Annotated in this window: 25 protein-coding genes; 17 read left to right on the forward strand and 8 right to left on the reverse strand. The window is 71.9% G+C overall.

Going from position 1 to position 22,616, the window contains the following annotated elements:
• Positions 1–82: 82 nt before the first annotated feature.
• The gene (locus tag ACWGR4_RS33720; RefSeq protein WP_380003543.1) at positions 83–640 is read left to right on the forward strand and encodes a 2'-5' RNA ligase family protein; all 558 of its coding nucleotides are present in this window, start codon (positions 83–85) and stop codon (positions 638–640) included.
• A gap of 236 nt (positions 641–876) precedes the next feature.
• Here ACWGR4_RS33720 and ACWGR4_RS33725 read toward each other — a convergent pair whose 3' ends face one another.
• From ACWGR4_RS33725 to ACWGR4_RS33735, 3 genes are all read right to left on the reverse strand, one after another.
• The gene (locus ACWGR4_RS33725) at positions 877–1,404 is read right to left on the reverse strand and encodes a DUF1062 domain-containing protein (RefSeq protein ID WP_452133468.1); all 528 of its coding nucleotides are present in this window, start codon (positions 1,402–1,404) and stop codon (positions 877–879) included.
• Between the two features lie 230 nt (positions 1,405–1,634).
• The gene (locus tag ACWGR4_RS33730) at positions 1,635–1,988 is read right to left on the reverse strand and encodes a DUF6204 family protein (protein WP_452133469.1); all 354 of its coding nucleotides are present in this window, start codon (positions 1,986–1,988) and stop codon (positions 1,635–1,637) included.
• Positions 1,989–2,048: 60 nt separating this feature from the next.
• Positions 2,049–2,489, reverse strand: a complete 441-nt coding sequence (locus ACWGR4_RS33735; RefSeq protein ID WP_126636947.1) for an Lrp/AsnC family transcriptional regulator — start codon at positions 2,487–2,489, stop codon at positions 2,049–2,051.
• A gap of 262 nt (positions 2,490–2,751) precedes the next feature.
• Between ACWGR4_RS33735 and ACWGR4_RS33740 the strand changes: the two genes are divergently transcribed.
• The 12 genes from ACWGR4_RS33740 (at position 2,752) to ACWGR4_RS33795 (ending at position 12,547) form a co-directional block, all read left to right on the forward strand.
• The gene (locus ACWGR4_RS33740) at positions 2,752–4,263 is read left to right on the forward strand and encodes a YibE/F family protein (protein WP_452133470.1); all 1,512 of its coding nucleotides are present in this window, start codon (positions 2,752–2,754) and stop codon (positions 4,261–4,263) included.
• A gap of 80 nt (positions 4,264–4,343) precedes the next feature.
• Complete coding sequence (locus tag ACWGR4_RS33745; RefSeq protein ID WP_452133471.1) at positions 4,344–4,949, forward strand: helix-turn-helix domain-containing protein; 606 nt, start codon at positions 4,344–4,346, stop codon at positions 4,947–4,949.
• A gap of 12 nt (positions 4,950–4,961) precedes the next feature.
• Entirely contained in the window at positions 4,962–5,480 is a 519-nt protein-coding gene (locus ACWGR4_RS33750) for a GNAT family N-acetyltransferase (protein ID WP_380003903.1), read from the forward strand.
• A 207-nt stretch (positions 5,481–5,687) separates the two neighbouring features.
• Positions 5,688–6,464 (forward strand): hypothetical protein, encoded by a 777-nt coding sequence (locus tag ACWGR4_RS33755; RefSeq protein ID WP_380003904.1) that lies wholly within the window; start codon positions 5,688–5,690, stop codon positions 6,462–6,464.
• An 86-nt stretch (positions 6,465–6,550) separates the two neighbouring features.
• A complete protein-coding gene (locus ACWGR4_RS33760; RefSeq protein ID WP_452133472.1) occupies positions 6,551–7,246 on the forward strand; it encodes a hypothetical protein in 696 nt (231 codons plus the stop codon).
• 171 nt (positions 7,247–7,417) lie between these two features.
• Positions 7,418–7,873, forward strand: coding sequence for a VOC family protein (locus ACWGR4_RS33765; protein WP_452133473.1), 456 nt, complete (start codon positions 7,418–7,420; stop codon positions 7,871–7,873).
• A gap of 70 nt (positions 7,874–7,943) precedes the next feature.
• Complete coding sequence (locus ACWGR4_RS33770; protein ID WP_452133474.1) at positions 7,944–8,894, forward strand: pyridoxamine 5'-phosphate oxidase family protein; 951 nt, start codon at positions 7,944–7,946, stop codon at positions 8,892–8,894.
• Positions 8,873–9,085 (forward strand): ferredoxin, encoded by a 213-nt coding sequence (locus ACWGR4_RS33775; RefSeq protein ID WP_452133475.1) that lies wholly within the window; start codon positions 8,873–8,875, stop codon positions 9,083–9,085. The genes ACWGR4_RS33770 and ACWGR4_RS33775 overlap by 22 nt, the downstream gene beginning before the upstream one ends.
• Positions 9,086–9,253: 168 nt before the next feature.
• Positions 9,254–9,805 carry a hypothetical protein gene (locus tag ACWGR4_RS33780; protein ID WP_452133476.1) on the forward strand — a complete coding sequence of 184 codons (552 nt, stop codon included), beginning with the start codon at positions 9,254–9,256 and terminating at the stop codon, positions 9,803–9,805.
• A 90-nt stretch (positions 9,806–9,895) separates the two neighbouring features.
• Positions 9,896–10,732 (forward strand): DUF4097 family beta strand repeat-containing protein, encoded by an 837-nt coding sequence (locus tag ACWGR4_RS33785; RefSeq protein ID WP_452133477.1) that lies wholly within the window; start codon positions 9,896–9,898, stop codon positions 10,730–10,732.
• A 34-nt stretch (positions 10,733–10,766) separates the two neighbouring features.
• Complete coding sequence (locus ACWGR4_RS33790; RefSeq protein WP_452133478.1) at positions 10,767–11,765, forward strand: ATP-binding cassette domain-containing protein; 999 nt, start codon at positions 10,767–10,769, stop codon at positions 11,763–11,765.
• Entirely contained in the window at positions 11,762–12,547 is a 786-nt protein-coding gene (locus tag ACWGR4_RS33795; RefSeq protein WP_452133479.1) for an ABC transporter permease, read from the forward strand. Before ACWGR4_RS33790 ends, ACWGR4_RS33795 begins: the two co-directional genes overlap by 4 nt.
• A gap of 340 nt (positions 12,548–12,887) precedes the next feature.
• Here ACWGR4_RS33795 and ACWGR4_RS33800 read toward each other — a convergent pair whose 3' ends face one another.
• A complete protein-coding gene (locus tag ACWGR4_RS33800) occupies positions 12,888–13,670 on the reverse strand; it encodes an ABC transporter permease subunit (RefSeq protein WP_380003913.1) in 783 nt (260 codons plus the stop codon).
• Positions 13,667–14,596 carry an ABC transporter ATP-binding protein gene (locus ACWGR4_RS33805; RefSeq protein ID WP_452133480.1) on the reverse strand — a complete coding sequence of 310 codons (930 nt, stop codon included), beginning with the start codon at positions 14,594–14,596 and terminating at the stop codon, positions 13,667–13,669. Before ACWGR4_RS33805 ends, ACWGR4_RS33800 begins: the two co-directional genes overlap by 4 nt.
• Positions 14,597–14,794: 198 nt before the next feature.
• On the opposite strand from ACWGR4_RS33805, the gene ACWGR4_RS33810 reads away from it, so the two are divergent.
• Positions 14,795–16,027 (forward strand): sensor histidine kinase, encoded by a 1,233-nt coding sequence (locus tag ACWGR4_RS33810; RefSeq protein ID WP_452133481.1) that lies wholly within the window; start codon positions 14,795–14,797, stop codon positions 16,025–16,027.
• The gene (locus ACWGR4_RS33815; protein ID WP_452133482.1) at positions 16,024–16,704 is read left to right on the forward strand and encodes a response regulator; all 681 of its coding nucleotides are present in this window, start codon (positions 16,024–16,026) and stop codon (positions 16,702–16,704) included. Before ACWGR4_RS33810 ends, ACWGR4_RS33815 begins: the two co-directional genes overlap by 4 nt.
• Here the strand turns inward: ACWGR4_RS33815 and ACWGR4_RS33820 are convergent.
• Positions 16,701–19,247, reverse strand: a complete 2,547-nt coding sequence (locus tag ACWGR4_RS33820) for an ABC transporter permease (protein WP_452134290.1) — start codon at positions 19,245–19,247, stop codon at positions 16,701–16,703. The genes ACWGR4_RS33815 and ACWGR4_RS33820 overlap by 4 nt on opposite strands.
• 209 nt (positions 19,248–19,456) lie before the next feature.
• On the opposite strand from ACWGR4_RS33820, the gene ACWGR4_RS33825 reads away from it, so the two are divergent.
• Positions 19,457–20,611 (forward strand): sensor histidine kinase, encoded by a 1,155-nt coding sequence (locus ACWGR4_RS33825; RefSeq protein ID WP_452131811.1) that lies wholly within the window; start codon positions 19,457–19,459, stop codon positions 20,609–20,611.
• Positions 20,608–21,306, forward strand: coding sequence for a response regulator (locus ACWGR4_RS33830; RefSeq protein ID WP_380003920.1), 699 nt, complete (start codon positions 20,608–20,610; stop codon positions 21,304–21,306). Before ACWGR4_RS33825 ends, ACWGR4_RS33830 begins: the two co-directional genes overlap by 4 nt.
• Positions 21,307–21,327: 21 nt before the next feature.
• On the opposite strand, the gene ACWGR4_RS33835 is transcribed toward ACWGR4_RS33830, so the two are convergent.
• Both ACWGR4_RS33835 and ACWGR4_RS33840 read right to left on the reverse strand, forming a co-directional pair.
• Positions 21,328–21,768 carry an NUDIX domain-containing protein gene (locus ACWGR4_RS33835; protein WP_380003921.1) on the reverse strand — a complete coding sequence of 147 codons (441 nt, stop codon included), beginning with the start codon at positions 21,766–21,768 and terminating at the stop codon, positions 21,328–21,330.
• Positions 21,769–21,950: 182 nt separating this feature from the next.
• The gene (locus ACWGR4_RS33840) at positions 21,951–22,526 is read right to left on the reverse strand and encodes a TetR/AcrR family transcriptional regulator (RefSeq protein WP_380003922.1); all 576 of its coding nucleotides are present in this window, start codon (positions 22,524–22,526) and stop codon (positions 21,951–21,953) included.
• Positions 22,527–22,616: the final 90 nt, after the last annotated feature.

Genomic DNA, 22,616 nt, shown 5'->3' on the forward strand with positions numbered 1-22,616 from the left:
CAAGCGTCCACCGCGGTCGCGGCGCCGTGAACCCGGGCGTGCCTGTGGCCACGGGGCCGATGTCGGACCGTAGACTTCGGGGATGGGCGAGCGGTTTGTGGTCAGTGCGCTTGTGTTGCTGGTTCCCGATGTGGAACAGGTCGTCGAGCCCTGGCGGGAGCGGTACGACCCGCGCGTCGCCGAGGGCATCCCGGCGCATGTGACCGTGTTGTACCCGTGGTTGCCGCCCACGGAGATCGGCGCCGCGGACCTGGAGGCACTGGGCACGATCGCCGCTGCGCAGCCGGCGATGGAGCTGGTGTTCGAGCGAATCGGGCAGTTCCATCGCGGATTGTGGCTGGCCCCCGATCCGGCGGAGCCGGTGCTGCGCCTGATCGAGGCGGTGACCGACCGCTGGCCGGACTACCTCCCCTACGGCGGCGCCTACCTCGACGATCCGGACGACGTCGGGCCGCACCTGACCGTCGCCCTCGGCCAGGACACCGAGGAACTGCGGGCCCTGGCCGCGGAGGTCGCCACCCGCCTGCCCCTCACCGCCCGGGTCGCCGGACTCGACCTGGTGGTCGGCGACGAGGACGGCAACTGGTCCCTACGCGAGTCCTTCCCCTTCGCCCCCCGGACCACCCCGCCCCAGGACTAGGGCGTGTCTTCAATCTCCCGTCGGGCTCCGCGGCGTGAGCGCAGCGAGGAGCCCGAAGGGCGGATGCCGTGCATCGGCGTGCCGGAGAAGCAGGTGCACAGTGGTTCTATTTGCCTGTCTCCGGGGCGGCCAGGTGCGGTGCCGGGCGTCGCGGAGCCCGACGGGAGATTGAAGACACGCCCTATTAGGGGCCCATCCGGCGGGAGTTGCCGGACCGGCCCCTCGTCCCAAGGGGTTCAGGGTTTGAGCATGAAGGTGAAGTCGGCGGAGAGTTTGCCGGTCAGTCGAACCGCGGAGACGACCTTTCCGTCCGTGATCAGTCGCTCGACCTCGGCGCGGGGAAGGCCGCAACCTTCGGCGATCAGACGTACCGGCCGCACGGGTATCCGTGCCGCGAACCGGACCGCGACCTCGATCACCTCGCGGTCGGGGTGAGCCGTTCCGCCGGTGTCCAGGCGCCAGGCGTCGGTCCAGTCGAGGGCGATGCGATTGCGGTGCCGGACGAGCGGATCCTGGAGCAGTTCGGCCGCCAGGCCGAGGTCGTTGGCATGTAGCCGATCGAGCAGCTCGGGTCGTACGGAGCGTACGTTCGCTCGCTCCAGGACCGTCAGCTTGGCCGTTTCCCCGCAGGCGGTACAGAGCGCGAGGAGCCAGGCGTCGATGAGCTTGTGGTTTGCGTTGACGCGGAATTTGCCGTTCGCCCGCAGGTGCTCGGCCGCGCAGCCGTGGCAGCGGCGGAGCACGAGGGGCAGGCGGGTGGGCATGACCACCCAGGTTTCGAGCACAGGTGTACACCGGTTCCAGTGAGAAGACCGCAGCAAGAAGCAGCGCGGCGCAGATGCGCGACGCGCGACCAACAGCGCTCGGGGAATCTCACACGGTGTACAACGGCACTTCCTTGCCTGGAGGACAGGTCGGCAGCACGGTAACGGCGCACGGCACCGCCGATCCACCGGTTTTCCGACGACCTTTCGACGGGGTCGGCAACAGCGGTCTAGCCGGCTGCCCGGGCCCTGCGTTGGCGCTTGGACAGCGGGGCCTGGGACAGGTCTTCGGCTTGGGCCCGGAGGTTCTTGTGGCCGTAGCCGCGGTCGGTCAGCCACCGCTCCGCCGCGGCCAGCGCCCGCTCCGTCGCCGGCACGATGTCCTCCTCCGCCTCGCCCGAGTCGACGAAGCGGAAGGTGAAGAACGGGCGCGCCGCCAGGTCGTACGTCAGCTGCCCCTCGGGTGTGAAGGCCGCCCGCAGTACGTCGTGCTCGGCGGCCCGGGCGAGCAGTTCCGCCCGCTGCTCCTCGCCCAGTGCGTCGAAGGCGCCTCGGACGGTGATTCGGAAGGTGCGTTCGCTCATGGGCAAACCCTAGGCGGCGCCTCAACCGAATTTCGGCCGGAATCCCGGCGACCCCGGGGCTCAGCGCTCCTTCGTCCACGACCCCAGGACCATCAGCGTCTTGGTGCCGGTGACGTTTCCGTTGCGGCGCAGGTGGTCGATCACCTGTTGCAGATGGGTGATGTCGCGGACCCGGACATGGATCAGCGCGTCCGGGTCGCCGGCGATCGTGTACACCGCCTGCACCTCGGGGGTGTCCGTGGCGGTGCGCACGATCTCGCTCACCGGCATGCTGCCCGGGTAGCGCAGTTCGGTGAACGCCTCGACACCCCAGCCCAGCTTGGCGTGGTCGATCTGCACGGTGAAGCCGGTGATCACGCCCTCCTCGCGCAGCCGGTCCACCCGGCGCTTGACCGCCGCGACCGACAGGCCGATCTGCCCGGCCATCTCGGAGAAGGTGCGCCGCCCGTCCTCCCGCAACATGCGCAGGATGTTGTGGTCGATGCTGTCGATCTCGGCCATGCCCGACGCTCCCGTCCTCGGCGCTGCCCACGCAAAGCATCGAACCCGAGTCCGATCGGCAGGCAAGAATCTTGCGGCCTGTACCCGATCCGCCGCAAGGTGCTTGCGCCGACGACCGAACGGCCCACATCGCCACTGCTCCCCCCGTGATCCCGCCGGATGCTCCCGGATCCCGCCGCGCGGCCCGATACGCTTCCCGCCGGTACCCGAGACCCCGGGGACGTCGATGCGTCGACCGGATCGGCGGGAGGGCTTCGCCATCATGCACAGGACACGAGCGGATCACCAGGATCCCGAGGACGTCGGCGGCCCGACCCACCCACCGGGTCGCGGCCGGCGCAGCCACGGGAGCGACCGGCACGCGCCCGATCCGCCACCGCAGGCGAACCACGGCCACGGTCACGGTCACGCGCACGGCCCCGCCTCCCCCGTCTCGACCCGGCTGCGGCGTCTGGTGGCCGCCGTACTCATCCCGTTCGCCGCCGCCGTGGTGGTCGGCCTCGTGGTGTTGTGGCCCAGCGGTACGCCCACGCATCCGCGTACGGGCGTGGGCTTCGACCAGGAGACCCGGGACGGGCGCGTCACCAAGGTCGAGGAGTTGCCCTGCGCCCAGGCGGACGCCGACGCCTTCGCCGCCGGCAATGGCCACCCGGGCGACCCGGCCGGCTCCACCGGCGCCGCCGCTCCTCCGTCGGACGCCACCCCCGGCGGCGTCCCCTGGCCCCCACCCACCAACGCGCCCGGCTCGGCGCCCCCGCCCGCCGACTGCCGCCGCGCCACCATCGAGATCACCTCCGGCGCCGACAAGGGCCGCCGGGTCACCGAGGTGGTCCGGCCGGACCAACTGCGCCGGTTCTCGGTCGGGCAGGGGGTGGTGCTCGCGTACGCCCCGAGCGCGCCGGAGGACCTGCGCTATTCGGTGATCGACGTCCACCGCGGCCCACCGATGTTGCTGCTCGCGGGCCTGTTCGCGGTCGCGGTGATCGTGGTCGGGCGGATGCGTGGGCTGACCGCCCTGATCGCGCTCGCGATCAGCTTCGCGGTGTTGTCCTTCTTCATCCTCCCGGCCATCCTGCACGGGTCGGATCCGCTGCTGGTTGCGGTCGTCGGCGGCAGCGCGATCATGTTCACGGCCCTGTACCTGTGTCACGGCATATCCGCGCGCACGTCGGTCGCGGTGGTCGGCACGCTGGTGTCGGTGGCCCTGATCGGCGTGTTGGGGAAGCTGTTCATCGGGTGGGCGCACCTGACCGGCAACACCTCCGACGAGACCGGTCTCGTACACGCGCTGTATCCGCACATCGAGTTGCACGGCCTGCTGTTGGCCGGCTTCATCATCGGTTCGCTGGGCGTACTCGACGATGTGACGGTCACTCAGACCTCGGCGGTGTGGGAACTCAAGCAGGCCGACCCGACCATGACGGCCCGTCGGCTGTACCGGGCGGGCATCCGGATCGGCCGTGACCACATCGCGTCGACGGTCAACACGCTGGTACTGGCCTACGCGGGCGCCGCGTTGCCGCTGATGCTGCTGTTCTCGATCGCGCGCCGGGACGTACTGGACGTGGCCACCAGCGAGATCGTCGCGGAGGAGATCGCCCGCACGCTGGTCGGCAGCATCGGCCTGGTCGCCTCGGTCCCGGTCACCACCGCACTGGCCGCGCTGCTCGCCGCGGCCGATCACGGGCGGCCCGGGCCGCCGGCGAAGGGTGCCGCCGCGCCGGCCGTCACCGTGCCGGCGCCCGCGTCCCGGGGTCGCCACCGGGGCCGCTGAGCGCGCGTGGGGCCCCGCGCCGGTCGGCGTGACGGACCCCACCATGGATTCTCTCTCATATTCGGGATACTGTCTCGAATATGAGAGACACCGCAGACGGGGACGCGGCACCGCCGAACAGCGCCGCCGCCGCACAGGTCGAGGCACGGCTGGCCGGTCGGCTCGCCGAACTCCGGTTGGAACGCGGCTGGTCGCTGGACGAGTTGGGGCGGCGGACGGAGGTGAGCCGGTCCACCCTGTCCCGGCTGGAGCGGGGCGAGATCAGCCCGACGGCGGCGCTGCTCGGCCGGTTGTGCACGGCGTACGAACGGACCATGTCGCAGTTGCTGGCCGAGGTCGAGTCGGAGCCGCCGCAACTGGTGCGCGCCGACCGGCAGGAGGTGTGGCAGGACCGGGCCTCGGGCTTCACCCGTCGATCGGTGTCCCCGCCGCATCCGAGCCTGCGCGGCGAGGTCGTCGAGGGCACCCTGCGCCCGGGCGCGGACATCGCCTACGACGGCCCGTCCCTGCCCGGCCTCGAACACCACATCTGGGTGCTGGACGGCGTCCTGGAAGTCACCTCGGGCGGTCGGGCACACGAGGTGGGTGCCGGCGACTGCCTGCGCTACCGGTCGTGGGACCGTACACGCTTTCGCAACCCGGGATCCGAACCGGTCCGCTACGCCCTGCTGATCGTACTGCCCTGACGGAGAGCCGCCTTGCACACCATCACCCGACTGACCGTAGACGACTTCCGCACCGGCATCGCGAACCTGGCCGACCTCCTCGTCGACGTGGTCGCCGGCGGCTTCTCCGTCGGCTTCGTCGCCCCGTTCGACCACGCCGCGGCGGCGGCCTGGTGGCGGTCCCTGGACTCCGCCGTGGCCGACGGCAGCCGCCGGGTGTGGGTCGCCCGGGGGCCCAACGGCGTGGCCGGCACGGTGAGTCTCGTCCTGGAGCAGAAACCGAACAGCCGGCACCGGGCCGAGGTGGTCAAGCTCATGGTCCACGGCGACGCCCGGGGCCACGGACTCGGCCGGGCCCTGCTGCGCACCGCCGAACAGGGCGCCGCCGACGCCGGAAGCCGCCTGCTCCTGCTCGACACCGAAACCGAGAGCACCGCCGACCACCTGTACCGAACGGCCGGCTGGACCCGATACGGCGTGGTCCCGGACTATGCGACCGACCCGACCGGGAAGTTGCGGGACTGCACCTTCTACTACAAGCGCATCGCCTGAGCCCGAACGGTTCGTGCCCGGCGAGTCCACCGCCAAACGCCGATCGCCGCCCCGGGCCGGTAACCCCCGCCCCGGTGTTGGGGCTGCCCCCAGTGCCCGGCCTGGGGGTCGCCGGATTCCGGGTGGGGGTCGAACTTCCCTACCTTCGTGGGGGTTCGGCCATTGCCGAACGGAAACGTTCGCAACACCCCAGGGGGAACGACCACCATGGACCGCAGGAGAAACCGCACCTTCACCAGGCTTGCCGCCTGTGCCGGACTGGCCCTCGGCGCAGTGGCGTTGACCACCGCGCCGGCACTCGCCGAGGCCCCGACGAAGGACCGCGCGACCCCGTCCGCCGCCGCACTCCCCACCTTCGACTTCGGCGACTGTCCGACGCTGCCCGCCGGTGCGGATCCCGACAAGTGGCGCTGCGAAGTACACGTCGCCACCGGGGAGATGCGGCTGGGCGGGATCGTCGTCCCGATTCGCCCGATGACCATCACGCACGCCGAGGGCCCGCTGCCCGACGGCACCACGGGTCAGGTCTTCGGCGCGCTGCACGCGACCCCGAGCCCGACCACCGGCGGCCTGCTCGGCGTCCCCGGCCTCCCCGAGCGTGCGCCACTGCTCGGGATGAACGTCGAGACGAAATACGGCGGTTGGTTCGACTTCCTCTCGCACGGCACCTCGGCCGGCGGCCTGGACGTGACCCTGGCCCTGAGCGGCCCGCTGCTGCCGAAGGACTGCTCGATCGGCACCGCCGAGCAGCCGATCCGGCTGACCATGATGCGCAAGGGCCCCAACGAGTGGATCTCCAAGGACCCGCCCATCCTCAAGGGCACCCTGTGGGACAACACGGTCGCCATCCCCGCCGCCGGCGGTTGCGGCCCGCTCGGCACGGTGCTGAATCAGCGCAACGGCCTGCCGTCGCCCGGCGGCACCAACTCGGTCACCCTGGACGGGTTGTACACGTTCAAGACGTACACCCAACTCGGTCGCTGACCCACGCCCGACCGCATCGCATCCCGTCGGGACGATCGTCCTATCCTGACCGGACAACCGCGACCGAGTGTGGGGAGAGCGTCGACATGGATCTGGGTGCGCGCTATCGGGGGTTGTACGAGGCCGGACTGTTCACCGCGGAGTCCGCCGAGGACGCCTACCCCCTAGGTGCACTCGACGCCGTGCTGCACGCATCGATACGGAGCGAACTCGGCGCTCGGAAGAACAGCATCGACCACTGCGACAGCCGGATGGATGTGGCGGATGCGGCCGAGGGCCTGGCCGCGATCGCACCGCCCTACGCCAAGCTGCGCCGGGAACTGTTCTCCGACCTGCACCATGTCGGGCGCCCGGCGGCGCGATGGCGCGCGGTGAGCCACGACCTCGCGGTGCTGGCCCCGCTCCAGGTCTGGCGGCGACCACCGGCGTACGCCCTGCTGTTGCGTGATCCGGGGGTGGCGACCGGAGGCGCCGAGTCCTGGGACTTCATCGTCTACCCGCGCGCCTCGGACCCCCGGGTACCCGGAACCACGTACACCGCGATGGTCTTCCCGGAGGCGGCCTCGACAGCGGAATCCGCGTCCGGCGCCGCGCCCGGCTCGACGCCCGATCTCGGGGCGGCGTGGCGACCGGGCACCGTGCAGGTGACCAGGCAACTCGAGGAACAGCACGAGCACTACGAGCAACTGACTTACGGCTTCACGGCGTTGGGGCGTCGGGTGCAGTTCGCCGCGCTCAACCACCCCGACGGCGGTCGTGAGCCCCAGCCTCCGATGGACTGATCCGCAGACCCGCAACCAATCCCACGGTCCACAGACCGTGGGATTGGTCTGTTCTCACTTTCTAATGGATAAGAAAGTGTGTAATCATTAGATAGACGGTGCTCGCCCCGAGTGCCGAGCATCCGGCGCTGCGTCACGTCGCGTCGCGTCGAGCCGAAACAAGGAGCAACGATGGGCAACCTCAAGACACTTCAGACCGGCCACGTCGGACTGAACGTCACCGACCTCGACCGTTCCGTGGCCTTCTACCGGGCGGTCCTGGAGGTCGAGGTAGTGGCCGAGGGCAACGAGGAGGGTCGCCGCTTCGCCTTCCTCGGGCGGGACGGCAAGCTCCTGATCACGCTGTGGCAGCAGAGCGAGGGCACGTTCCCGACCCGGCGTCCCGGGTTGCACCACCTGTCCTTCCAGGTGGAGACCATCGACGAGGTGAAGGCCGCCGAACAGGTCCTGCGCGGCCTCGACGCGCACTTCGACTACGAAGGCGTCGTCCCGCACGGCGAGCACGGCACCTCCGGCGGGATCTTCTTCACCGACCCGGACGGCATCCGCCTGGAGATCTACGCCCCGTCCGGCGCCGACCCGGCCGACGCCCCCACCACCGGCGCACCGACCTGCGGCTTCTTCTAGACCCCGCGCAGCACCCCCACCAAGCGCACCACGCCCCAACACCGCACACCGCAGATCCGGAGGCAATGTCGTGGCAACCGACTACCACCGCGGGGAACGCGCGGTACAGGATCGCGCCCACCTCACCCGCCAGGCCTCGCACTCGCTCGGCGGAATCGGGGACGCCATCCCGCCGGTCGCCGCGGCATTCCTCGCCGCACAACCCATGATCATCGTCGGCGGCGCGGACGCGGCCGGCCGGATCTGGTGCTCACAACTGACCGGCGAGCCCGGCTTCCTGTCCACCCCCGACCCGCACACGCTCACCATCGACGCACTGCCGCTCGCCGAGGACCCGCTCGCGGACCTCCTCGGCGAGCCGGCCCAGGTGGGGATGATCGCCATCGAGCCGGCGTCCCGACGCAGGATGCGGATCAACGGCCGCTCCACGCCGGTGCCCGGCGGCCTGCGCGTAGTACCCGACCAGGTCATCGCCAACTGCCCGAAGTACATCCAAAAACGCGACTATCGCATCCTCCGAGACCCCAACTCCGGACAGCCGCAAGCCAATCGCGCGGTCACCCGGGGCACCGCACTCACCCCGGCCCAGCAACAGACCCTGCGTGCCGCCGACACGTTCTTCGTGGCCACCGCCGACGAATTCGGCAACACCGACGCCTCGCACCGAGGCGGCAACCCGGGCTTCGTGGAGGTGTTGTCCCCGACCGTGTTGCGCTGGCCGGACTACGTCGGCAACGCCATGTTCCTGACCCTGGGCAATCTCGAACTGCGGCCGGTGGCCGAGCTGTTGATCCCCGGCTGGGACAGCGGTACGTCCCTGCACCTGTCCGGTACGACCCGCACCCTCTGGGACCACGACGAGATCGCCCGAATCCCCGGCGCGCAGCGTCTTGTCGAGTTCACCGTCACGGACGTGGTGGAGATCCCCGACGCCGTCCCGCTGCGCTGGAGCGCCCCACAAGCCTCCCGCTTCAACCCGCCCGTCCAGGGAGTCGAACCATGCGCATCACCGTCGACATGAACCTGTGCGAGAGCCACGGCCAGTGCGTGTTCGCCGCACCCGACGTGTTCTCCTTCGACGACGACGATTTCCTCGTCTACGAGGGCCGCCCGGCGGACGCACTCCGAGCGCACGTCCGCAGCGCCGTGAGCATGTGCCCGGCCCGCGCCATCTCGATCATCGACGAGGGCGAGCCGAACGCCACATCCTGACCACCCCCATTCGCCCCGCCACATCGCACGACCCCGCCCGGAGCCATCGGCTCCGGGCGGACGTGTTTGGGCTGGTCAGGGCTGGAGGGCGCCAGCAATGACGTGCTCCTGGCGCATTCATGGCGCCATTGGCTCGCCATGACGCCATGAATGTGCCATGATGACGTCATGAACCTCACACCGTACGTCGACAACCTTCGTCGGGAACTCGCCATCGCCGCTGCCGCAGGCGGTCCCGAGGCTCTGGACGTGGCCGAACGGCTGACCGCTCCGCTGGAGTCGGCCGTCCGGCTCACCCTCATGAACGCCCTGTCCGCAGCCATGGCCGAGGTCACCAGCGAGCTGGCGCCGGGCTCCGTGGACATCCGCCTGCGCGGCCTCGACCCCGAGTTCGTGGTGACGACGCCACCGCCACAGGAGGCGTACGAGGCGTACGCGGCGCCGGAAGCGGACGAGCCGGCGCCGAAGGCCGCACCGATGGCGCCACTCACGGCGCCGGACGGGGACGAGGGCGGGATGGCCCGGATCAACTTCCGCCTCCCCGCCCACCTCAAGGCCAGGGTCGAGGAGACCGCCGGACTCGCGGGCCTGTCGGTCAACGCCTGGCTGGTCCGCGCGGTCGCCGGTGCCACGGAGCCCGACATCCCGCGCTCCCCCGCCCCCGCCCCCGGCCCGCACCGCCACCGCGGCCGCCAGGGCTACACGGGCTGGGCCCGCTAACCGGGGCCGGCGCCGGCGCCGGGCGACACCACACCACCGAGTCACCCCCACTCGCACCACCTCACATCGAGCCATGAGGACGGCACCGCCATGCCTGCTTTCGCCACGCCCGAACCCATCACCGCCACCCTCGAGTTCGACATCGGCGTGGTCCGGATCACCGCGAGCAAGCGCACCGACACGCTCGTCGAGGTCCGGCCCGTCAACGACCGGGACGAGCTCGACGTACACACGGCGGAACAGACCACCGTCACCTGCACCGACGGCAGGCTGCTGGTGAAGGGGCCCAGGAAGCGCTCGCCGTTCGGCAAGTCCGGCTCGGTGGACATCGTCGTCGAGTTGCCGGCCGGCTCCGACCTGCACGGCACCACGCCGCTGGCCGACTTCACCTGCACCGGGCCGCTCGGCGACTGCCGGCTCAGGACCTCGGTCGGCACCCTCCGGATCGACTCCGCCGCGACCCTGGACGCCCACACCGACCACGGCGCCATCCACGCGGACCACGTCGTCGGCGACGCCGAGGTGAGCGCCGCCGGCCGGATCGAGATCGGTACCGTCGGCGGCACCGCGACGCTCAGGAACGCCAACGGCGACACCACGATCCGCGAGGTCGCCGGTCGCCTGCAGGTCGGCTCGGCCAACGGCCGGATCACCGTGGGCATCGCGCACTCCGACGTCGACGCCAAGTGCGCCAACGGCACGATCCGCCTCGACGAGGTCGCCCGCGGCCGGGTACACCTCCAGTCCGGCTCCGGTGACCTGGAGGTCGGCATCCGCGAGTCCACCGCGGCCTGGCTCGACGTACGGACCCGGATGGGCAGCGTGCGCAACTCCCTCGACGCCGCCCAGGGGCCCGTCGCCACCGAGCAGACCGTCGAGGTGCACGCCCGCACCTCGATGGGCCACATCGTGATCCGCCGCGCCTGAATCGACGAGCCACGACCCAAGGGACACGATCGCCATGACCACGACCACGACCACCGCCACCCGCAACCGCACCCTCGCGATCAGCGCCACCGGCCTGACCAAGTCCTACGGCGACAAGAAGGTGCTGGACGGCATCGACCTGCACATCCCCGAGGGCACCGTCTTCGCCCTGCTCGGACCCAACGGCGCGGGCAAGACCACGACCGTACAAATCCTGTCCACCCTGATCACCGCGGACGCCGGCCGGGCCGAGATCGCCGGACACGACCTGACCGGCGCGGCCGACGGAGTACGCCGATCCATCGGCGTCACCGGCCAGTTCGCCGCGGTGGACAACCTCCTCACCGCCCGGGAGAACCTGATCCTGATGGCGGACCTGCAGCACCTCGGCCGGCGCGAGGGCCGCCGCCGGGCCGACGACCTGCTCGCCCGCTTCGACCTCACCGAGGACGCGCACACCCCGGTGGCCACCTTCTCCGGCGGCATGCGACGCAAGCTCGACCTGGCGATGACCCTGGTCGGCAACCCCCGGGTGATCTTCCTCGACGAGCCGACCACCGGCCTCGATCCGCGCAGCCGACGGATCATGTGGGGGATCATCCGCGACCTGGTCACCGACCGCGGCGTCACCATCCTGCTCACCACGCAGTACCTGGACGAGGCCGACGAACTCGCCGACCGGATCGCGGTCCTGGACCACGGCACGTTGATCGCCGAGGGCACCGCCGACGAACTCAAGCGGCGCATCCCCGGCGCGCACATCCGCCTCCGCTTCGCCGACGCGCACCGGCTCGACGCCGCCGCCGACCTCTTCCGGGCCACCAGCCGCAACGACGACACGCTCACCCTGAACATCCCGTGCGACCCCGGCATCCCCACCCTGCGCACCATTCTCGACACGCTCGACTCGGCGTCGATCCCCGCCGAGGAACTGACCGTGCACACCCCCGACCTGGACGACGTCTTCCTCACCCTCACCGGCCGGCCGCAGGGCGACCGCGTTCCGGACTCCCGGAAGGAAAACCCGCGATGAGCACCCTGTCCTACGCGGTCACCGACTCGGCGACCATGTTGCGCCGCAACCTGCGACACGCCCTGCGCTATCCCTCGGTGACCGTCTCCGTGGTCGCGATGCCGATCGTCATGCTGCTGCTGTTCAACTACGCCTTCGGCAACGCCATCGGCGCCGGGATCGCCGACTCCCCCACCGGCAAGACGAAGTACATCGACTACGTGGCCCCCGGCATCATCCTGATGGCGGCCACCTCCGGGGCCCTGGCCACGGCGATCTCGGTCTGCGTCGACATGACCGAGGGCATCGTCAACCGGTTCCGCACGATGTCCGTCTCCCGGGCGGCGTTCCTGACCGGACACGTCGTCGGCAGCGTGATCCAGACCCTGGTCAGCCTGGCCCTGGTGATCGCCACCGCACTCGCCGTCGGCTTCCGGCCGAACGCCACGGCACTCGAATGGCTCGCCGCGATGGGCCTGCTCACGCTGTTGACGCTGGCCCTGACCTGGATCTCGGCCGGTATCGGTCTGGTCGCCAAGAACGTGGAGACCGCGAGCAACATCCCGATGCCGATGACGTTCCTGCCGTTCCTCGGCAGCGCGATCGTCCCGACGGATTCGATGCCCACCGGATTGCGCTGGTTCGCCGAGTACCAGCCGTTCACCCCGATCATCGAAACCCTCCGGGGCCTGCTCCTCGGCACCGAGATCGGCAACAACGCGATCATCGCCCTCGCCTGGTGCCTCGGCGCCACCCTGGTCGGTTATGTGTGGGCGCGCAGGGTGTTCAACAAGGCTCGCTGAAAGCCTTGCTCCCGAGCATCAAAAGTGCCTCTGACCTGGTACTTGCATGGCGAGCTGCATGGCGAGCTGCATGGCTAACTGCATGGTGAATTGCATGGAAGCCTGCACGGTACATCGCACGGCGATCCGCATGGCAAGCTGCATGGCAGCGCACGCGGCAAACTGCACGGTAACCCCAGCGCACAACGCCCGCTCCCCGGCAGCCACAGCCCCACCCGCCGCACCTGGCCGTCCGACCCGGAACCCCCGGTCGGACGGCCACGCGCATGTCACCCCGAGGCCACCGAGGTCGACGCGACCGACGCGGCCATCGAGCCCGCCCAGGCCGACGAACCCACCCTCACACGTCCCGCCGCTCGATCACCCACGCCGCGACCGCCACCGCGACGCCGACCCACACCAGGCACACCACCACCGCCGTCACCGTGGACGGCCGCCCGGCGGCATCCGCCCCGGTCGTACTGCTCAACGCCTGGAACGCCTGTTGCAGGGTGCCGTTCCGCACCCGGTCCCCCGCCGCCCCGGTAACCATCGGCGCCACGAAGAACAGCCCGAACAGCGCCGCGATCGCCCCCGCCGTATGCCGGACGACCACCCCGAGCGCCAGCCCGATCAGCGCCAACACCGTCACGAACGCACCCGTCGCGAGCACCGCCCGCAGCACGTGCGGCGCGCCGAGCCCCACCTCCAGGTCCTTGTCCGCCAGGATCGCCTGCCCCACGAAGTAGGTGGCGAAGGCGATCACCTCCCCCAGGACGAGCGTGGCCGCGCCGACGACCACCACCTTGGCCGCGAACACCCGCCGCCGCCTCGGTACCGCGGTGAACGTGGTCCGGATCAGCCCCGACCCGTACTCCGAACTCGCCGTCAACACCCCGAGCGTGCCCACCGCGAGCACCACCACGTAGTAGCCGCCGCTGAATCCGAACCGGACCGGGTCGAACGCGGCCCGCCGCTCCGCCGACATCCCGTCCCAGTCCGCGACCAGGTTGCCCAGGTCGAACGCGCCGAGTCCGAGCGCCGCGACGGCGGACACCAGCACGGTGAGATACGTCGACCGCAGCGTGCGCAGCTTGATCCACTCGGCTGCCAACACCCCGCGCGGAATCGGCACCCGGCTCACGCGCCCGCCCCGTTCCGCACCCCGTCGGCCGCCCGGTGCACCGCTTCCGGCTCGGTGATCCGCAGATACGCCTCCTCCAACGACCCCTGCCGGGCCGCCAGTTCGTGAATCACCAGGCCCTCCGCCGCGGCCAGTTCGCCGATCCGCGAGTACGCCAACCCCTCGACCGCGAGCGCCCCGTCCGGCTCGACCGTCACCGTCGCGCCCCGCGCGGTGAGCAACGCCGCCAACCGCGGCCCGTGTGGGGACCGGACCAGTACATCCCCCCGCGCCCCGTCGCGCACGAACTCGGCCATCTCGGTGTCCACGATCACCCGCCCCCGACCCAGCACGATCACGTGGTCGGCGGTCAGCGCCATCTCGCTCATCAGGTGGCCGGCCACGAACACCGTGCGCCCCTCGGCCGCCAACTCCCGCATCAGCGTGCGGATCCACCGGATCCCGTCCGGGTCGAGCCCGTTCACCGGCTCGTCCAGCAACAACACCGGCGGGTCGCCGAGGAGCGCCATCGCGATGCCCAGCCGCTGCCGCATGCCCAGCGAGAATCCGCCCGCCCGACGCCGGGCCGCGGCACGCAGCCCGACCAGGTCCAATACCTCGTGTACCCGGCCGCGCGCGATGTCGTTGCTCGCGGCGATGCTCGCCAGGTGGTGGTACGCGCTGCGCCCGGCCGGCACCGCATCCGCGTCCAGCAACGCCCCGACCCGGCGCAGCGGCCGGTCGAACGCACGGTAGGGCCGCCCGTCCACCAGGGCATGACCCGCGGTGGGCGCGGCCAGGCCCAGGATCATCCGCATGATGGTGGACTTGCCCGCCCCGTTCGGGCCGAGGAAGCCGGTCACCCGTCCCGGTTCGACGGTGAAGGTGACATCGTCCACGGCCACGCGTGCGCCGTATCTCTTGGTGAGCCCGCGCACTTCGATCATCTCGTCTCCCGGATCCGCGTCGGCCGGCCGGCCCGTCCCGGTGCCGCCGGCGATACGTCCTCCACCGTGTCGGGTCGCCGGTGGGCGGTCATCGGACCGTGGCCGGAGCGCGCGGCCGGGATCGGGGTTCGACTACGACCGTGGTCATAGGTCCGCCGGGCGATGGGCGGCGGCGGCCGGCGTGCCACCCTCGACGGCATGACAGGCATCACAGGCATGGGATCGGAGCCGTCGCGTCCATTCACCAAGCGGCTGCGCGCCGAGCACCGGGTTGCGCTCGACGTGCTCGTGGCCCTGGTCGGGGCGTCGATCGCGGTGCTGCGCGTGCTGGACGCCTACCACCACCACGACCCGCACGGACGCGGCTACCCGGAGCCGGACCGGGTTCAACTGTGCGTCGCCCTGGTCGGCGTCGGCGTATTGGCCGGCGCGCTGGTGCTGCGCCGGTTCCGGCCCGCGCTCGCGACGGCGGTGGTGGTCGCGAGCTGGGCGGTCGTGGTGGCCGTGGCCGGCGAGACCACGATCGCGCTGTACGTGGGCGGGCCGTTCGTGGTGCTGGTCTCGATGGCGGTGGTCTACAGCGCGGCGGTGACGTACCCGCCGCGCGCGGCGATCGGCGTGCTCGGGCTCGGCCTGTTGGGCGCGGTGCCGTGGTTGTTCGGTTCCGACGACCTGCGGCGCAACGCGTGGTTGACGCCGCTGTTCGTCGGCATCGCGGGCGCGGTGGGCTACGCGGTCGGCCGGCAGCGCGCGTACGCCGCAGCGCTGCGCGAGCATCACGCGGAACTGGCCCGGTCCGAGTTCGCGGAGGAACGGCTGCGGCTGGCGCGGGAGTTGCACGACGTGATCGCGCACAGCCTGGGAGTGGTCAACGTGCAGGCCGGATACGGTGGTTTCGTGCTCGACCGACGGCCGGAGGAGGCCCGGGAGGCGTTGGCGGCGATCCGGCGCATCAGCGGCGAGACGATCCGCGAAATGCGCGGCCTGCTCGGGGTGTTGCGCGCGGACGGCCCGGCCGACCGGCTTCCCGCGCCGGGGTTGGCCGATCTGCCCGCGCTGCTCGACCGCAGCGCGGAGGCGGGTCTGCGGGTGGAATCGGCCGTGCTCGGCGAACCGCGCGAGTTGCCGCCCGGTGTGGAGTTGTCCGCGTACCGGATCGTCCAGGAGGCGCTGACCAACATCGCCCGGCACGCGCGCACCGCGAACGCGACGGTCACCGTGGACTATCGCGGGGACGCGCTGGCGATCGAGGTCACCGACGACGGCGTCGGGCCGGGGCACGGATGGCCGGACGAACTCCCCTACGGACACGGCCTGGCCGGGATGCGCGAGCGGGTCGGACTGTACGACGGGGAGTTCACCGCCGGTCCGCTGCCGGGGCGCGGCTTCCGGGTGACCGCGGTGTTGCCGCTGCGCGAGCGTGTCGCATGAGCGTCCGGGTGCTGGTCGCCGACGATCAGGCACTGGTGCGCGCGGGGTTTCGCGGGATCGTCGAGGTGGCGCCGGGCTTCACCGTGGTCGGCGAGGCGGGCACCGGGACGGCCGCGGTCGAACTCGCCCGGCGGGAGCGGCCGGACGTGGTGCTGATGGACATCCGGATGCCGGGCATGGACGGCCTGGAGGCCACCCGGCTGATCACCGGCGCGGGCGGTCCGGCGGGCGTGCCGGGCGTGCGGGTGCTCATCCTGACCATGTTCGACCTCGACGAGCACATCTACGAGGCGCTGCGCGGCGGCGCGAGCGGGTTCCTGCTCAAGGACACCGCGCCGGAGGACCTGTTGGCCGCGATCCGGGTGGTCGCCGCCGGCGAGGCGCTGCTCGCGCCGAGTGTGACCCGGCGCCTGATCGCCGAGTTCGCCGGTCGCCCGGACCCGAGCGGGAGCGGCGAGCCGGCCCGGCCCACGACGCTGCCCGGGATCACCGCGCGCGAACACGAGGTCCTGGTCCTGATCGCCGAGGGCCACACCAACCCCGAGATCGCTCGCCGCCTGCACATCACCGAGGGCACCACCAAGACCCACGTGGGCCACCTGCTCACCAAACTCGGCGCCCGCGACCGCGTACAACTGGTGATCACCGCCTTCCGCGCGGGCCTGGGCCCGAGCTAATCCGCGATCGCCGCAGGGATGTCCAGGCGGGCCGCGCGCCGGGCCGGGAGCGTCGCCGCGGCCAGGCCCGCGAGGGTCGCGCCGACGATCACCGCGGCGATCGTCGGCCACGGCACGGCGACCACCGTCACGCTGCCGTCGTGGGCCATCCAACGGGTCACGCCGAGGCCCCAGCCGAGACCGAGCGCCAGGCCCAGGGTCGCGCCGTACATCGCGATGGTCACCGATTCGAGGCGGATCATCCGGCGCACCTGCCTGCGGGTCAGGCCCAGGGCGCGCAACATCGCAATCTCCCGGGTGCGTTCGACCACGGACAACACGAGGGTGTTCACCACACCCAGGACCGCGATCACGATGGTCAGCGACAGCAGTCCGTACGCCAGGGCCACCATCGTGCCCAGAGCGCCCTTGCGGCTCTCCCGGTAGTCGGCCCGGGTACGCACCGCCACGCCCTGCTCGGCCGAGGTCGCCGCCTTCACCGCCGCGCGCAGCACCGCCGTATCGGTACCGGGTGTCGCGGCCAGGTAGACCGTCTCGTCCCGCACGTCCGGCGCCAGCTCGGCCAGGGTGTCCAGGCCGACCATCGGGTTCACGTCGCCGCCCGTGCCCGCCGGCCGATCCGTGCGCAGCCCGCCGACCCGCAGCGTGCGGGTCTCGCCGGCCACGGCCCGCACCACGACCGGGTCGCCGACCGCCAGACCGCGGCGTCGGGCGTAGCGGGCGTCGAGCACGATGGCGCCGGGCGCCAATCCGGCCGCCTCGGTGCCGCGGCCGTAGGTGTGGCCGAGCAGGCCGCCGACCCCCGGGTCGGCGCCGTCGAGTTCGAGCTGCTCGGTGTGCTCGTGGGCGGTGATCCGCACGTCCACCCTACGGGTGCGCACCGTGCTCGCCACACCCGGTACGGCCCGCGCGTCGCTCGCGGTGCGCGCGGACAGCGCCGGCTTGCCGGAGAGCATCAGGTCGGCGCGGAACGTGCGGTCGAAGGTCGCGTCGAACGACGCGGTCATCGAGGACACGGCCACGCCGACCGCGGCGACCAGTGCGACACCGATCATCAGTGCGCCGGCGGTGGCCCCGGTCCGGCGCGGGTTGCGCAGCGCGTTGTCCCGGCCGAGCCGGCCCACGGCACCGAACGGTCGGGTGTACGGGGCGCAGAGCGCCGGGATCAATCGGCGGGCGAGGATCGGGCCGAGCAGGACGACCCCGAGCAGGGTCAGCGCGCCGCCGAGCGCGAGCAGGGCAAGGTTGCCGCCGGCCACCGCGGCGGCTCCGAGGGCGAGGACGACGCCACCGCGGAGGGCGCGCCGACGCGGCGGTTCCTGCGGCGCGTCCACGGCGCGCAGGGCGGCCATCGGCGCCACTCGACTCGCGCGGCGTGCGGGGCGGTATGCGGCGAGGACCGTGGCGAGGGTGCCGACGGTGTAGCCGACCACGGGGGTGGTCGGTGCGAAAGCCAGGTCGATGCCCGAGGTCTGCACACCGACCGCGCCGAGCAGTGCGGTCAGTCCGGTGGCCAACGCGTAGCCGGTGCCCAGGCCGAGGGTCGAGCCGAGCAGGCCGAGCACCGCCGCCTCGGTGAGCACCGACCGGTGCACGTCCGCGCGGGAGGCGCCGAGCGCGCGCAACAGGCCGATTTCGCGGGTGCGTTGGGCGACGAGCATGGAGAAGGTGTTGAAGATCAGGAACATCCCGATCGCCATGGTCAGCAGCGCGAAGCCGAGCAGGCCGTAGCGGACCACGTCCAACGCGCGGCCGAGTTCCCCGACGGCGGCGGCGCCGGTTTGGGCGCGGGTGCGGATGTCGAGCGCCGGCGAACCGGCGCCCTCGGGGTCGAGCGCGGCGGTGACACGATCGCGCAGCACGGTGTCCGGTACGCCCGGCACCGCCGTGACGGAGACCGCCGTGACCACGTCCGGCCTGCCGAGGAGTCGGGCGGCGGCGGTCTCCGGGTCGACGAAGACGAGGGTGTCGCCGGTGGCCCGCACCCGATAGCCGGCGATGCCGACCACGGTGACCTCGAACGTGCCGGTCGACGGGCTCAGCCGCAGCCGGTCACCCAGCCGGATCCGGCTCACCCGCGCCGACTCGGCGTCCAGGACCGCCTCGTTCGGGCCGTGCGGTTCGTGACCCGAGGTCAGTCGTACCGGCGCGTGGGCACACGCACACCACCCGGCGACCGCCGTCTCCGGATCCGAGACCACCCCGACCTGATCCCCGTCCCCGTCGACGACGGGCACGTCCCGGGCCACCACGTCGCCGTGCACGGCGGCCACGCCCTCGACGCCGCGAACCCGCTCCACCAGCGCCGCCGGCACGGTCGGCGTGCGCCCCGCGCGGACCAGCCGGATCGCCTTGACCTCGGTCCGGGGCGTGACGGTCACATCGGCCGAGGTCGACCGGGCCAGGTCGGCGAACACAGCGGAGACCGTGTCGACGAACATCAGCGTGCCGGTGACGAATGCGACCGAGAGGGTGATCGCCACCGCGGACAACACCATTCGACCCTTGTGCGCGAGGAATCCACGCAACGAAGCCTTCAACACGGGGGCTGCCTTTCGACGCGGAGCGGCGGACGTCGCCCAAGTTCTCGCGCGCGGGCCCCGCCGGTCGTCGGGCCGGGAGGCGTTTTCCGGCGCGGTACCGGGGTCGGCCCGGGCCGCGGTCGACCGGTCGTGATCCACCCGTGGGGGGATCGCCGGGCCGACCCCGTGGGCCGATGCGGGCGCGCCCGTCACGTGGCTAGGGTCCGAACGTGGTCGACGAACCGCGCCCGCCGCTCACCCAGCGGCTGCGCCCCATGCACTGGCTGGTCATCGACGTGCTCGTCGCGTTGGCGTTGGCGAGTTCGCTCGTCACGCTGCGGCCGGACGCCGAGGGCCGGCTCGGCTCGGCGACCTGGATCGCGATCGCGCTGCTGGTGCTGGTCATCGCCGGCGCCGTCGCGGTGCGCCGGGTGTACCCGATCACCGCGCTCACCGCGGCGCTGGTGGCGGAGGCATGTCTGCGCGGGCTCGGGCTGAAGGCGGCGGTCGGCTTCGCGACCGCGCTCACCCTGTACATGGCGGCGCTCACCGCCCGGAACCGGCCGGCCGTGTGGTGTCTGGGTACGGTCGCGGTCGCGGTGGGGTTCGTGGCGGCGCCGATCCCGCTGTATCCGTCGATCCTGGCCTGGACGCTGGGGACCAGCGCCCGCTCGCGGCGCGAGTACGCGCGGGCGCTGCGCCGGCAGGCCGAGCGGCAGGGGCGGGAGGAGGCGGAACGGCGGGCCGGGGAGCAGGCGGCCGAGGAGCGGTTGCGGATCGCCCGCGAACTGCACGACGTGGTCGCGCACAGCATGAGCCTGATCACCGTGCAGGCGGGCGTGGCGCACTACGTGGGCGCCGAGCGGCCGGAGGAGGCGATCCGGGCGCTGGGCTCGATCGAGGCGACCGGGCGGACCGCGCTGCGCGACATGCGCCGGCTGCTCGGCATGTTGCGTGACGCGGACGGCACGCCGCAGGACCCGGAGTTGGCGCCCGCGCCGACGTTGGCCGCGCTCGATACGCTCGTCCGGGACGCGGCGGCGGCCGGGCTGGGCGTCGATTTCACGGTGCTCGGTGAGCGCCGGGATCTGCCGGCGGGCATCGAACTGGCCGCGTACCGGATCGTCCAGGAGGCATTGACCAACGTGATCAGGCATGCGGGGGTGGACCGCTGTTCGGTCGAACTGCGCTACACCGAACGGGAGATCGCGCTCGACGTGGTCGACTCGGGACGCGGCGGTCCGGCGGCGGTGCCGGGGCACGGGCTGATCGGGATGCGTGAGCGGGTGGCGGCCTACGGCGGCGAGTTCGACGCGGGGCCGCGGGCGGACGGGGCCGGGTTCCGGGTCGGCGCCCGGTTGCCGATCGAGGAGGGTGCGCGGTGACGGGGGAGCCGATCCGGGTGCTGGTCGCCGACGATCAGGCGCTGCTGCGGGGGGCGTTGCACCTGTTGATCGACGCCGCGCCGGATCTGGCCGCGGTCGGCGAGGCCGCCGACGGCGCCCATGCCCTCGAACTGGTCCGCGCCGCCCGCCCGGACGTGGTCCTGATGGACATTCGGATGCCCGGCATGGACGGCCTGGAGGCCACCCGGCGGATCACCGCCTCGCCCGACACGTGCGATACCCGCGTGCTCATCCTGACCACGTTCGACCTCGACGAGTACGTGTACGCGGCGCTGCGCGCGGGCGCGAGCGGCTTCCTGCTGAAGGAGACGCCGCCGGCCGAACTCCTCACCGCCATCCGGATCGTCGCGGCGGGCGACGCGCTGATCGCACCGGGCATCACCCGCCGCCTGATCGCCGAGTTCGCCGCCCGCCCCGAGCCGCGACAGCGACCGAACTCCGGCCGGGACGCGGGCCTGACCGACCGCGAGCGCGAGGTGCTGACCCTGATCGGTCGCGGGCTGTCCAACCCGGAGATCACCGAATACCTGCACGTGAGCGCGTCCACGGTGAAGACCCACGTGGGTCGCCTGCTGATGAAACTGGGCGCCCGCGACCGGGCGCAACTGGTGATCGCCGCCTACGAGTCCGGCCTGGTCGGTCCCGGTGCGTCCGCCCGCGCGGCCGAGCGGTAGACACGCGGGAGGCGGCGGCGCTCAGGACCAGGCGGTCGGGTGGCCCTTGGTGTGCCAGGCGGTCACCGCCGTGGCGTCGGTGGGTTCCACGTCCGGCGGGAGGTCGGTGGGGTCGAGCCAGGCCAGGCGGGCGCACTGGTCGGGTTCGGCGTTGGTGGGGTCGCCGGTCCAGGCCGCGGTGTGGAAGTACCAGCCGATCACCGGTGCGCCGGTGTCGCCGAGCACCTGCGAAACGTAGGCCGTGCGCAGGTCGGCCGTGGCCACGTCGGTGGCGATCTCCTCCCTGGTCTCGCGGGCGCACGCCTCGATGAGGAGTTCACCGGGGTCGACCAGGCCGCCCGGGAGCGCGAGCAGGCCGTCGGCGAAGCCGGTGTCCTTGCGCTCCATGAACAACACCGCCCCGTCCGCGCGTTCGAGGATGATGGCGGCGTAGGCGATGGCGTTGTGGCGGTGGTCGCTCACGTGTCGGTCTCCCCATGGTCGATCCGGGTGCTTCCGGGGCGCCTGCGGGCGATCGCCCTGGGCGCGCGACGGCGCCGGCGCGCGGCGGACCGGCGGGGGCGACCCGCGCTCCGACACACACCTGTGCCCGGACCAACGACCGGTGCGGGACGGACGTCACGCCCGAACCACCGCCGGCGCCATCACGCTCCCACGATGCGTTCGACCGCCGCCGCGACGAGGCCGTCGCGTTCGGCCGGGGAGAACACGTCCGGCAGCGTGAGCTGTTCGACGATGAGCCAGTTGAACGCCAGGTACAGGAGGCGGACCGCGGTGGCGTCGCCGGGCAGGCCGGATTGCTCGTGGTAGCTCACGTTGGCCGCCACGTCGGCCCGGACCCGCTCGGTCAGCACCGTGCGCAACTCCGGCCGCCGGGTGGCCTCCAGGCGCAGTTCGAGCAGGGCCAGGTAGCCGGTGCGAAAGGCGCTGACGCGGTCGACGACCTCGCGCATCAACACGGTGTACGTCTCCCGGTCCGGCGTGCTCGCGCGGTGTCGCGCGATGATCTCCTCGCCGGGCTGTAGTCGCTCGTAGACCCGGGCACCGGCCTGGGTGAGCAGGTCGTCGCGGCTCGTGAAGTAGTTGGAGGCGGTACCGGTCGGTACCCGCGCCTCGACATCGACCGCCCGAAAGGTGAGCCCCCGAGCCCCCTCCTTGGCGAGCACCTCGATGGCGGCATCGACCAGCGCCGCCCTCCGCTCGTCATTCCTGCGCACCATAAAACCACTCCACCTGTAGTACTACACGTGCATGGAGACTACAGCGCCGGACATATCCGCGGTGGGGAGCGTGGGCGGTGGGCGGTGGGC

It is taken from the genome of Embleya sp. NPDC055664 (assembly GCF_053618075.1).